The sequence below is a fragment of the Pseudomonas sp. Sample_9 genome, assembly GCF_004307535.1.
Lineage (GTDB): Bacteria > Pseudomonadota > Gammaproteobacteria > Pseudomonadales > Pseudomonadaceae > Aquipseudomonas > Aquipseudomonas mercuritolerans.
Genome location: NZ_RAZO01000114.1, coordinates 23,289 through 34,192, shown reverse-complemented (window position 1 = coordinate 34,192; position 10,904 = coordinate 23,289). Strand labels below are relative to the sequence as shown.

At 50.7% G+C, this 10,904-nt stretch carries 13 protein-coding genes; all 13 read left to right on the top strand.

The genetic code is table 11. The features are described from left to right. The 13 genes from D6877_RS06090 (at position 1) to D6877_RS06035 (ending at position 10,888) form a co-directional block, all read left to right on the top strand. Positions 1-507: a DUF4265 domain-containing protein gene (locus D6877_RS06090; protein WP_130910190.1), complete on the top strand. Its 507-nt coding sequence runs from the start codon at positions 1-3 to the stop codon at positions 505-507. 125 nt (positions 508-632) lie between these two features. Then, a complete protein-coding gene (locus D6877_RS06085; RefSeq protein WP_130910189.1) occupies positions 633-1,115 on the top strand; it encodes a DUF4265 domain-containing protein in 483 nt (160 codons plus the stop codon). A gap of 107 nt (positions 1,116-1,222) precedes the next feature. After that, complete coding sequence (locus D6877_RS06080) at positions 1,223-1,564, top strand: hypothetical protein (RefSeq protein WP_130910188.1); 342 nt, start codon at positions 1,223-1,225, stop codon at positions 1,562-1,564. A gap of 93 nt (positions 1,565-1,657) precedes the next feature. After that, positions 1,658-1,921 carry a PAAR domain-containing protein gene (locus tag D6877_RS06075; RefSeq protein ID WP_130902052.1) on the top strand — a complete coding sequence of 88 codons (264 nt, stop codon included), beginning with the start codon at positions 1,658-1,660 and terminating at the stop codon, positions 1,919-1,921. A 123-nt stretch (positions 1,922-2,044) separates the two neighbouring features. Continuing rightward, positions 2,045-6,745, top strand: coding sequence for an RHS repeat-associated core domain-containing protein (locus tag D6877_RS06070; RefSeq protein WP_130910187.1), 4,701 nt, complete (start codon positions 2,045-2,047; stop codon positions 6,743-6,745). Continuing rightward, positions 6,742-7,203 carry a hypothetical protein gene (locus D6877_RS06065; protein ID WP_130910186.1) on the top strand — a complete coding sequence of 154 codons (462 nt, stop codon included), beginning with the start codon at positions 6,742-6,744 and terminating at the stop codon, positions 7,201-7,203. The genes D6877_RS06070 and D6877_RS06065 overlap by 4 nt, the downstream gene beginning before the upstream one ends. Before the next feature lie 174 nt (positions 7,204-7,377). Next, a complete protein-coding gene (locus tag D6877_RS29835; protein WP_241662861.1) occupies positions 7,378-7,680 on the top strand; it encodes an Imm15 family immunity protein in 303 nt (100 codons plus the stop codon). A 20-nt stretch (positions 7,681-7,700) separates the two neighbouring features. After that, positions 7,701-7,883 (top strand): hypothetical protein, encoded by a 183-nt coding sequence (locus tag D6877_RS29830; RefSeq protein WP_241662858.1) that lies wholly within the window; start codon positions 7,701-7,703, stop codon positions 7,881-7,883. Positions 7,884-7,991: 108 nt separating this feature from the next. Beyond that, positions 7,992-8,609, top strand: coding sequence for a hypothetical protein (locus tag D6877_RS06055; RefSeq protein ID WP_130910185.1), 618 nt, complete (start codon positions 7,992-7,994; stop codon positions 8,607-8,609). 39 nt (positions 8,610-8,648) lie between these two features. After that, positions 8,649-8,900: a hypothetical protein gene (locus tag D6877_RS06050; protein ID WP_130910184.1), complete on the top strand. Its 252-nt coding sequence runs from the start codon at positions 8,649-8,651 to the stop codon at positions 8,898-8,900. A 384-nt stretch (positions 8,901-9,284) separates the two neighbouring features. Continuing rightward, positions 9,285-9,749 carry a hypothetical protein gene (locus tag D6877_RS06045; RefSeq protein ID WP_241662857.1) on the top strand — a complete coding sequence of 155 codons (465 nt, stop codon included), beginning with the start codon at positions 9,285-9,287 and terminating at the stop codon, positions 9,747-9,749. Between the two features lie 95 nt (positions 9,750-9,844). Continuing rightward, positions 9,845-10,384: a DNA/RNA non-specific endonuclease gene (locus tag D6877_RS06040; RefSeq protein WP_130910183.1), complete on the top strand. Its 540-nt coding sequence runs from the start codon at positions 9,845-9,847 to the stop codon at positions 10,382-10,384. 102 nt (positions 10,385-10,486) lie between these two features. Continuing rightward, positions 10,487-10,888: a heme-binding protein gene (locus D6877_RS06035; RefSeq protein WP_241662856.1), complete on the top strand. Its 402-nt coding sequence runs from the start codon at positions 10,487-10,489 to the stop codon at positions 10,886-10,888. The last annotated feature ends 16 nt before the right edge of the window (positions 10,889-10,904 follow it).

The following is a 10,904-nucleotide window of genomic DNA, read 5'->3' as shown; positions in this document are numbered from 1 at the left end:
ATGAAGGATATTTTTCACAAGATCGTTTTTGAGCTAAAGCCTGATGAGGATGATTACCCTCCGGTTGCCGCCGAGTCGCTTTGGGGCATTCATTCTAACGATGGTAACTACACCATAGACAACACACCCTACTATATCAGTGGCGTTAGTAAGGGGGACGCCGTAGAGGTGAAGAACGTAGGCAAGGAAATCGTAGCCGTGCGGGTAGTAAACCAGGGTGGGCACTCTACTATTAGGGTTTTTGCCAGTGGTGATGAGGAGAGGAGTGAAATCATCGCTCGACTCCATCAGCTGGGTGCCACCTGCTCAGTCAGTCAGGGATTGTCCCTTTTTGCAGTGGACATTCCACCGGATTGTGATTTCTTCGAGATCGACGCTTACTTGTCTGATATTGCAGATGGAGAAAATATCGCGTACGAGGATGCTTGCCTGCAGCACCCAGGTATTGAGTCGTCCCGTCTAGGGGAGTGCCTGTCATTGGCCTCTATACCGCTCAGGGTGCATTGAGTAATCCACCAAAAAAATCTTGGGTAGGCTAGGTAGTGAAAATCAATCAATCGCGGCTTAATAGAAACAGAGCTGAATTCAGCAAATTCAGCTGTCGTGTTTGACTCAAGGTGATGGACATTCGTATGGAGGATATAAAAAGCCCTACTCAGATTCACGTGTTTATATCCAATGACGGTGGCCCTGTATTCGAGGAGCTCCCTGCAATCGCGATGGGGCAGGATACCTATGAGCTGTTATCTTCACCTGGTCTTGCGTTGAATTTGGCTCGAGGTGATGTCATCTCGATAAAAAACAAGAACACTCACGCTGAAGTCCTCAAGCGCGGAGGGAATTTTTGTATTCATATCTACGCCGATTCCATCCCCGAGGGCGTCATTGCGCAGCTCGAAACTGATATCGGCAATGAGCTGGGTGGAACACTTGATGGCGTTTTCGAAGGCAATCTTTCATTGGCTGTGCCGTCGAGCAACGGGATGGACAGCATCAATGAGTTTTTTGATCGCTTGCGCGAGAAAACCGGCCTCGAATGGTATTACGCCAATGTCTACAAGAACATTGATGATGAAGAGGACGAAACGCTGCTCAATTGGTGGCTGCAGAGCTGATTGGTCGCAGAGCGATCTTGCTCACAATAATCGAAGCTTGGCTGAGCAAGCTTCGATAAACACAAATGTGTCCAAAATGTATGAAAACGAAGTTGGGGATCTGATTAATGCAAAAGGCTGAAGCTGTTTATCCTGACGAGTCGCAGAAGAAAATTTGTGACAAGTATGGAATGCCTGTGCAAGAGCCTGAAGAAATGGTCGCCGTTGCCATTGACTCGCTTGGCCAGACACCGATTTACGGCACGAGAGTTCAAATGCCGGAAGGCGGCAACATCAGTTGGTTCATTCATTGTGGTGAGTACTCGGCAGCAGATGAGTTCTACAAGCCGGTTCACGTTCACCACCTCAGTGAAATGTTGCCAGAGGTTGTGAATTATCTCTGCCTGCCCACCGGAGCAAAATTCATTATCGATAACGCCGGTTATGAAGATGTCTGGATGGAGGCGTAGAAAAAGGTGAAGCCGGATCACGACCGGCTTCATGCTCGATGTATCCAGTGGGCCAATTTGGACAGCCAGATATCTGGTCAAAGGAGTGACACCATGAAAGATGTAATCCGCTTGGGCGACTCCACCACGCACGGTGGCAAGGTGCTCGAAGCCTTCTCTCGAACCGATCTCAACGGCAAGCCCATTGCCGGTGTCGGCCACAAGGTCAGTTGCCCGCTCTGCAAAGGGGTTTTCCCGATTGCTGAGGGCAGCAGCACCTACACCGTTGATGGCACGCCCATCGCTCTGGACGGTATGAAAACTGCCTGTGGGGCCGCGCTCATTGCGAGCGGTCCTAAAGGCGCAGTGATCAGCTGATCGACCTGACGACATCCTGGTTTCATTGCTAGCGAGCGGCGACGTGCAGTCGAAATCCCTCAATGGCGATGAGCCTCATGACATCCCTGAATTCCCGAGCCTGTTGGCTGGTAAGACGCTTCCATGACGACCAATACCGCTGTTGCAACCAAACGTGAACCACAAGTCGCCGTTGTTCCGCTGAATCTGATCATGGTGGAAGACGTGGGGCGCAGTGCGGCTCAATTTGATGCCTGGTTGCGAGAGATCAGTGGCGATCTGGTGACATTGGAGCGCATCAAGACGGTCGCCGGCGCGCTGCCTGTTGTCGGCAACATCATGGCGTTGGTCGATGCGCTGAATGATGTTGTGACACTCTCCAACAGCCCACGACGAGATCCTTTGAACTGGGTCAGTCTCGGGATCAACCTGATTGGTGTCTTGCCGATGCCGCCGAACATGGCGGCCGCGCGCATGAGCTTGCGACCGACATTGTTCCTTGTCCGTCAGGAGGTCGCCAAGGTCGGCACGCTGGTGTTGGGCGATGCGTTGATCAACGTCGTGGTCGGTCATTTGAATGCTGACATCGTCGGCGTGATCGATGATTTCGTTAAGCAGGCTCAAGCCAAACTCAAGGAATTGCTCAGTGATGCAGGGGAGTTGGGTGAGAAGATCCTCAACGAAATTGCCGTCGGTTTGGAAAGGGTTGTAAACGGACAGCTCGATGCCAGAGGCAATCTGAAAGCGGCAGAGCAGATGGCCAGCGCTGCCAGCGATCAATTGCTCCATGATCCGATGAGCGCGATCAGCAACATCTTTGGCGCCGCGGCGAACGTTTACAAAGCAGCGGGCAAAGGCGTTGCCAACAGTGCGGCCGAGCATTTGTTGCCTGAACAAGCAAAGAAAAAAGTTCTGGCTCATACGAAATCACTGCGCGCCATGGGACCTGAGCTGCGCACGCAGTTGAACAAGTTGAGTGATCCAGCCGTTCAAAGCTCCATCGGCGCGCTGCTGGTGGTGCTGGCCAGCGCCGTTGCGGCCTGGCGTATGCGCAATGCGCACGGGCAGGGCGGTAACGTCAAACCGGGCATGACCAGTCAATCCCGACGCGTTGCCAGCGACGGTAAGGTCGAAGTCAGCCGTGCTGAGTCGAAGCCGAAGACGCGCCCCAATGATGAGAAAAACGAAGTATGCCCTGCGACCTGTAAACGCATCAGCTTTGCCATGGGTACGGAGACGTTTGATCACTCTGATTTCAGCTTGCCCGGCGCGTTCCCTATTGATTGGGCTCGCACGTATTGCTCAGACCTGAGCGCCTATGATTCTGGCATCTTGGGCGCGCGCTGGATCACCGCGTTCACGACTCGCATCGATGAGCAGGATGATGGTCTGGTGTTCTACGATGCAGACGGCCGAAGCCACAACTATCCGCTACCCAAGATCGGGCAGTTTCATTACGACGCGATTGAAAACATCACCTTGCTGCATGTCAGCGAGGGGCAGTTGCTGCTATGCCGGGGTTTCGAGCGCAAGGAAACCTACAGCCGTCATGGGCAAAGTTACCTGCTGGTAGGTGTTGTGCTGCGCAGTGGCGCCGGAATCATGCTGCACCATGAGCATCGTCACGGTGAGGCGCCCGTGTTGTCCGACCTGATTACCTATCAGGACAATGACATCACCAAGGTACATCGTCATCTCGGTACGCTGATTGATACTCATGGCCGTTTGACCGGCCTTTGGGAGATCCGTGACGGGGCGCCACAGCGTCAGCTGTGCGCTTATGAGTATGACGCGCTAGGCGACCTGATTCTCGCCCAGGATGAGAACGGTGCGGCTTGGTCGTATCAGTATGAGCATCATCTGATCACGCGCTACACGGACCGGACCGGGCGTGGGATGAACTTGCAATGGCAGGGCACGGGCGCCGATGCCAAGGCGGTGCGCGAGTGGGCCGATGACGGCAGTTTCGACACCCGTCTGGAATGGGATGAGAACATTCGTCTGACGTACGTCACGGATGCTCACGGCAACGAAACATGGCATTACTACGACAGCCTGGGCTACACGTATCGCATTCGTCACGCCGATGGCTTGTCGGAGTGGTTGTTCCGTGATGACGTAAAAAACGTCGTCCGGCATGTGCATCCCGATGGGGCCACTGATCGCTATAGCTACGACGAGCGTGGTAATCGGCTTGAGCACATTCGCGCCGACAACAGCGTGGTGCACTTCGCCTATGACGACCACGACCAACTCATCAAAATCATGGACGCGGAAGGCGGGCTATGGCTGCGCGCCTATGATGACGCCGGCAACCTGGTTGAAACGGTCGATCCGCTCGGCAACAAGACTGAATACGCCTATGACAAAAAAGGTCTGCCGATTGCCATCAAGGATGCCAACGGTAACGAGAAGACCCTCGAATACAACGACGCGGGTCAATTACTCAAGTATGTGGATTGCTCGGGCAAGACCAGTACATGGGAGTATGACGATCGCGGCTTGATGATCTGCGCAACGGATGCAGCAGGGCAGAGCACCGAATACGAATACAAGGCTGGGCAGGTAGCGCTTATCCGGCATCCGGACAAAACAGAGGAGCGTTTTGAGCGCGATGCTGAGGGCAGGCTTCTGGCCCATGTCGACGGATTGGATCGCTGCACGACGTGGAGCTACACGGCAGCTGGTTTCGTCGAAGAACGCGTGGACGCTGCCGAACAGACTCTGCGGTATCGGTGGGATCGTTTGGGACGTCTGCAGGCTCTGGAGAACCAGAATGAACGCTCGGCGCAATTTCTCTACGACCCAGTAGGACGCTTGTTGACCGAAACAGGCTTTGACGGACGTCTGACTCGCTACCAGTACGATATCGCTTCTGGACGCCTATCAAAGGTCGCCACCGGTGACCGTGTTGTGACGGTAGCGTATGACGAGATGGGGCGTGTGACCGAGCGTCTTGCTTCGCTTGGCGATGAGTCACAGGCGGAGCGTTACGCCTATGACGGCAGGGGCAACATGATCCTCGCCAGTAACGCAGACAGCCAAGTGCAATGGTTCCATGACCTGGCCGGCAATATGGTGCGTGAGCATCAGCACTATCTTGGTTTGGACAAGCCACTGGTTGCTGTCTGGCAACACGAGTACGACGTGCTCAACCAACGCGTGGCCACGATCCGTCCTGATGGGCATCGGGTCAGTTGGTTGACCTACGGCAGCGGTCATCTCTTGGCATTGCGCCTCAACGAGCATGAGTTGCTTGGCTATGAGCGCGACGACCTTCATCGCGAAGTGGCTCGGCATCAAGGCAATCGTCTTGTGCAGACGCAGAAGTGGGACCCGGCCGGGCGCCTGCAAGAGCAACTGTTGGGCCGTAGTGATGACAAGTCGGTTTTGCTCAAGCGTGAGTACGCCTACGACGCAGCAGGACAACTGAACGAAATCAACGATACGCGCCGTGGCCAGTTGTCCTATCGCTATGATCCGGTGAGCCGGTTGTTGAGCGCAGTGAGTCGTTTGGGTGTTGAAACCTTCGATTTTGACCCGGCGGGTAACCTGCTTGATGAGAAAGCGGCCGAAAGTCGGCGGCCTTTGGAGTTGACTCCCCCGCGCAGCAAGTTGGTCGACAACCTGTTGCGCGAGTATGCAGGGACTCACTACGAATACGATGAGCGTGGCAATCAGATCAAGCGTTGGCGCGACGGTGCTTACAGCCAGATGCGTTGGGATCTGTTCGATCGGCTGGTGCATTTTGAGGACTCAAGGCTTTCGGTGGAGTTTGCCTACGACGCCCTTGGTCGGCGGTTATCCAAGAATTCAAAGGTTCACTACAAGCAGCGGCCGGCGGCAGGCTCACTGTGGAATAGCGCTGAACACGCTCGTTTGCAGCGAGAGCATGGCTGTGGCATTACGTTGTACGGTTGGGATGGCGATAACCTAGCTTGGGAAAGTCGTGCTGCTCAGCAGGATGGGGAGGCGGGGCGCACCATTCATTACGTGTTTGAACCGGGAACGTTCATTCCTGTCGCTCAGGCGATGACAAATCATTCCATTAATCTGATGGGATTGCCTGACTACGACGAGGATTACAGCTTAGAGGATGATCCGCTCTGGAATCGTTCCGTAGTATCGCCTCCTGTCGATGTATTGACCTGGTATCAATGCGACCACTTAGGCACACCTCTGGAGTTGACCGATCAGAACGGTGAGGTGGTTTGGAGTGCTCAGTACAGAGCTTGGGGCGAGATACGGGAGGAGAGGTCGCAATGGGCGGAGCAGCAAGGGATTGCGAACCCTATCCGATTCCAGGGGCAGTACCATGATCATGAGACGGGGCTGCATTACAATCGCTATCGCTATTACGACCCGTCGGTGGGCCGTTTCATAAGCCAGGATCCTATTGGGTACGAAGGAGGGTTGAATCTTTATCAGTATGTTCCTAACCCAATTGGTTGGACTGACCCGCGCGGGCTGGCTCGTCAAAAAGGAATCACGCCGAACAACAAAGGTACGCGCACTACAATCGAGTCGGGTAACCTACAAGCACCAGAAGTTGGCTATAGCGCAAAAGCAGGTGGGGAAGGTATTCAGCACCCTGTCGTTCAAGAGCTCTATGAATCGATACCAGACGATCAGCGTTCTCCTTTCATACATGGGCACTGCGGAGAAGCGGATGCCCTGAGTAAAATCGCCAAGGCTAACGATGTTAAGTCTGTCGAAGCCTTGAGAGACATTACACAAGGGGCAACGTCTACGACCGTAAGGAATGATGGTAAACAATTAAAATTCTGCCGTTCTTGCGCTCAAGTTATGGGTAAGCTCGGCGTGTGTGATGGGGTAAAAGAATGAGCGATCAGAAAGAAATTGAAGAAATCGAGAGCCTTGAGGCAGAACTGCTCACCGCTGGCGTATCGATTAATCAGTTGGTACGTCGCTATGCGAGTTTCCTGCGCCGACTGATCGAAGGCGGTGCACTAAGCGGGATTTCCTCTGAAAAACTTGAGATGATGTCTTCCTATCTTGATAAAGCCTTGATGCCGGGATTGCTTGAGTCTGATGAGGAGCAAAGGAAAAGTTTTTTTTTAGCTCTCTGGCCAATAGAGAGGAAGTACCGTGATCTGGATCCTGTATTTGCAAATTTTGTTCGTTGTGTAATCTGTTGTTTTGGTAATGAGGAAGATTGGGAGCGGGATGATACGGGAGAGGACACACCTTTGTGGTATTTCTTTTTCTATATAAAGAAGGTTTATCCCGAAGTAAAAAATGATTTTCTACAATATTTTAAGGGCGCCTTGAATAAGGTTTGAAGGCCTGACTAGGTTTTGGCTCAGGGATCGAGTGGTGCGAACTCGATCCCAGCGCTTAGAAAAAAGGGATGTAACCCACTCCAAGAAAAAAATGCATTGGCGATTATGGAGTGCCCCCTTAAATGAAGTTGGCTGATATTTACGGCAAAATAATAAGTAAAGAGCCGTAATGATATCGCTGTATTCTTTGAAAGCTATGAAGACTTCAAGGAAAAACCGCTTGTATCAAGATACAAGCGGTTGGATTTTTTGAAAAAAGAAATGAGCAACGAAAGAGTTTCGGCAGGTCTGGCTGGGGCTGCTATTTTTGTGATGAATTTGATAAACGTAATGGGGCGGGCGGGTACGCTAAATTTTTACGCCATAACCTTTACCGATTTTGACAGCCTAGATGATCAAGAAGTAATTGTTCCAAATATCTTTATCTATCCGGCGCCAGCATCAGTCGGTTTTCTGGATAAGTTCAGAGGGAGCTGAGATGAAGTGACTCTCAGGAAATGAAGGAGATAAAGGGTTTTTTTGATAAGTTGGGTAGCAAGGCGCTTTTCGATTTTTATGAAAGCAGCTTCTATGATTCTGTATGCGGTCAAGATGTTGTTAGGGTTTATGCAGTCTCGAAAAACGATTTATTAAAGGGTGGTTTTAAACAAGATTGGAAGGTTTGGTTAGGCTTTGGCTGAGGGATCGAATAGGTCGAGCTCAATTCCAATGTGTATTTGAATATAAAAATTGTTACTTTCATAAGTGATGTGGCGCTTCAGTCTTCCCCGGTAAAAATAAGAATGCACATGATTTCTACTGATTTCTTTAAAGTGGCTGAGCTATTTTTAGGTGGTGCGGGGCACCTTCCATCAACCCTTTTCGGACTGAGAAATTTTTCTGAAACGGAGTTGCTACACTGCGACTTCGAGCTCGTGGGTGATCCCCTTAGTTTCCATTTTTTTGAGAAGGCTTACCAAGCCCCATATTTCAGGCGGAAAGTAACGGTGGTCCTAAAGCAATATTTTTTCGGTGCCGAGCGCTTAGGCTGTGGGCTTTCAATTGTAGGTAAGGCTCGATTGAACACGGTTTTAAAAGGGCTTGCGTCAAAACAATATAGTGCTGATGCGAGCAGTGAATTAATAAATCTTTATCTTTCTGAAGATAAACGCGAAGGCGCGGTAATTATAGCGCCGGGATTTGTTATCCGATTTAATCAATGGTCTACTAGAGATTCATATAGGATTTCAACGCTCGAATGTGATTTTCGCGATGGACGCTTCGGTGATATAGCGAAGAAAGCGGTGTTTGAAGCGTATAAACCTATCGATCTCGGTTCAATGAAGAGCGAGGGGCGGGCAATAGGTTGCTCGAATGCGCTTAAAGGCTTGATTCGATCGATCTCCGACTACCCCCGATTAGGGTAGTTGTTTACATTGTGATTTATAACAGGATAGGACTGGCGTGTGAGCAAGCTCAATCATTTTAGTGTTCATGGTGTTGAAGAGGGTGGTCTGAAAGGAGTTCGATTAGAGTCAGTGTCGATAGTTGGAGATCCCGAAACCATACGAGAGATCGGTGCGTTTTTGATTAAATCTGCGGAGGAAATGGCTAAAAACGGCCTCGAGCACCTACATCTCCAAGATGTCGTTGAGGGCTTTGACTATGAGAAAAATGTTGATTTCATCGCGTTGAATGGTTTAGTTGTAAATTTTTAGTTCATCTGCAAATCTTTCACGCTTCTGAAATGCTGGGAGGCCCAATAAATAAAGTTGGCCCCATACATGCTTGTTGGGCGCAGCGGTGAGAGTTCAGGAAGTGATAGCTAAGCTGTTTTGCTGCAACTCGCTGCTGAACTGAAGCAGAAGAATTTTTGGAGCAGTATTCAATTGTCTTACGACTTTGTGCTCGCGGCGTATTCGTGGATCTGAGAAAAAGATTCTTGATATTCTCTGCGTGCTGAGTGAATACATACAGACATATGCGAACAATAGGTATATCCAGGACTGCATTGCGCAAGCTCTGAAAGGACGTCACGGACGCAATGCAGCCTTTCCCTCGCCTGTATCAAGACAAAGTCTGCGTAAAGGTTGGACAATAAAGTGAAAGATGATTTTGAGTGCGGAATGTTTGACAAGTTGGAGAGCGAGTTAATTTTCGCGAATGTGTCATTTAGTGAGATAACGCGTACCTATGCTAGGTTTCTGCTTAGTCTAATCGAACAAGGGAGGCTTGATTCGATTGCCTCTTCACCGTTGCACAAGCTAAAAACGCTTCTAGGCGATGCGACCTTTTATCGCATAATGAATGACGAGCTTTTGCGTAAAAAACTGTCGAGTGAATTATGGGGGATAGAGAAGCGGTTTCGAAAGGATAATGTTCGCCTCGCGGAACTAATTCGTTGCGTCCTTTTTTGTTATGAAACCGAAGAGCGCTGGGAAACGGAGGGTGCTGGCGACGCGACACCAATTTATCTTTATTACCTGATCTTGAAAAAAGTATTACCTGATGTGGCTGAAGCCTTCATTCACTACTTCCAAGGTGAGCTTCTACGAAAACAGGGATAGCAATCGAAATAATTTTACTAACAACATTGCTGGTGGAGCGAGAAGATAGATTCTAAAATTTTTGCATTCAAAGATCACGAGCAAGGAATGCAAGAGTGAAAGTTTTACCTTTTATCCTCATACCGCTTTTGAGTGCATGCGCGTCTCAGCAGCCGGTTGAATCGTTAGATCGATCGGATCTGTTACCGACCACGATGACATCGATTGATAATTGCTCAGTCGGATGCCCCGTAGGTGGAGACCACCAAACCCTCTATCGCAACGCTTATACGCTTAACAACAACGGCTCAACGAAGTTTGCAAATTGGGTAGCTTACAAGATCACTAAGCAGACCGCGGCTAGCGGTCGCCCGCGCGAGTGGGCCGATGACGGCAGTTTCGACACCCGACTGGAATGGGATGAGAACATTCGTCTGACGTACGTCACGGATGCTCACGGCAACGAAACATGGCATTACTACGACAGCCTGGGCTACACGTATCGCATTCGTCACGCCGATGGCTTGTCGGAGTGGTTGTTCCGCGAAAGAATCAAGCAAGCCCCGGGGTTAATACGCTGGGCAAGATCCTGTCCGCTCTATCGACATCACTGCCTGAATTCTTCGCAGAGATTGAGCGAGGAGGCGCAGAAGTAAAACCTGAGAAGAAAATTATGGAGTTTTGAATAAACAGGGCTGGAGTAGTTTTAATTCATCAATCTGAGGTCGAAGAAAATGAAAATGGTACCCAGACTTACAATGGCCGATGCTCAACACATCATGCAAGCTTGCCTTGCGAAAGCCAATGAACTGGCGGTTGATATGGACATCGCCATTACTGATGATGCCGGCCATTTAGTCATGTTTCAGCGTATGGACAATGCGCGGATCACCAGTATCGACATTGCCATCAGCAAATCCTTCACGGCTGCCGCCGCACGTAAATCGACGCGCGCCTATGGCGAAATCAGCGTGCCAGGCAAACCGGCCTTCGGCATCAACACCAGCAACCAGGGACGTTTTTCCATTGTCGCCGGTGGGCTGCCGCTCTTCATGCAGGAGTTCATCGTAGGTGGGGTAGGGTGCAGTTCAGGCACTCCCGATCAGGATGAGATTGTAGCGCAAGCCGGCGTCAATGCCTTCACGGCCTATATCAACTGATTAACTAAAAACATTC

What these genes read in the sequence shown, in the direction of transcription:
- D6877_RS06090 (WP_130910190.1), top strand. Translation starts at nt 1, where the DNA reads ATGAAGGATATTTTTCACAAGATCGTTTTTGAGCTAAAGCCTGATGAG.
- D6877_RS06085 (WP_130910189.1), top strand. Translation starts at nt 633, where the DNA reads ATGGAGGATATAAAAAGCCCTACTCAGATTCACGTGTTTATATCCAAT.
- D6877_RS06080 (WP_130910188.1), top strand. Translation starts at nt 1,223, where the DNA reads ATGCAAAAGGCTGAAGCTGTTTATCCTGACGAGTCGCAGAAGAAAATT.
- D6877_RS06075 (WP_130902052.1), top strand. Translation starts at nt 1,658, where the DNA reads ATGAAAGATGTAATCCGCTTGGGCGACTCCACCACGCACGGTGGCAAG.
- D6877_RS06070 (WP_130910187.1), top strand. Translation starts at nt 2,045, where the DNA reads ATGACGACCAATACCGCTGTTGCAACCAAACGTGAACCACAAGTCGCC.
- D6877_RS06065 (WP_130910186.1), top strand. Translation starts at nt 6,742, where the DNA reads ATGAGCGATCAGAAAGAAATTGAAGAAATCGAGAGCCTTGAGGCAGAA.
- D6877_RS29830 (WP_241662858.1), top strand. Translation starts at nt 7,701, where the DNA reads ATGAAGGAGATAAAGGGTTTTTTTGATAAGTTGGGTAGCAAGGCGCTT.
- D6877_RS06055 (WP_130910185.1), top strand. Translation starts at nt 7,992, where the DNA reads ATGATTTCTACTGATTTCTTTAAAGTGGCTGAGCTATTTTTAGGTGGT.
- D6877_RS06035 (WP_241662856.1), top strand. Translation starts at nt 10,487, where the DNA reads ATGGCCGATGCTCAACACATCATGCAAGCTTGCCTTGCGAAAGCCAAT.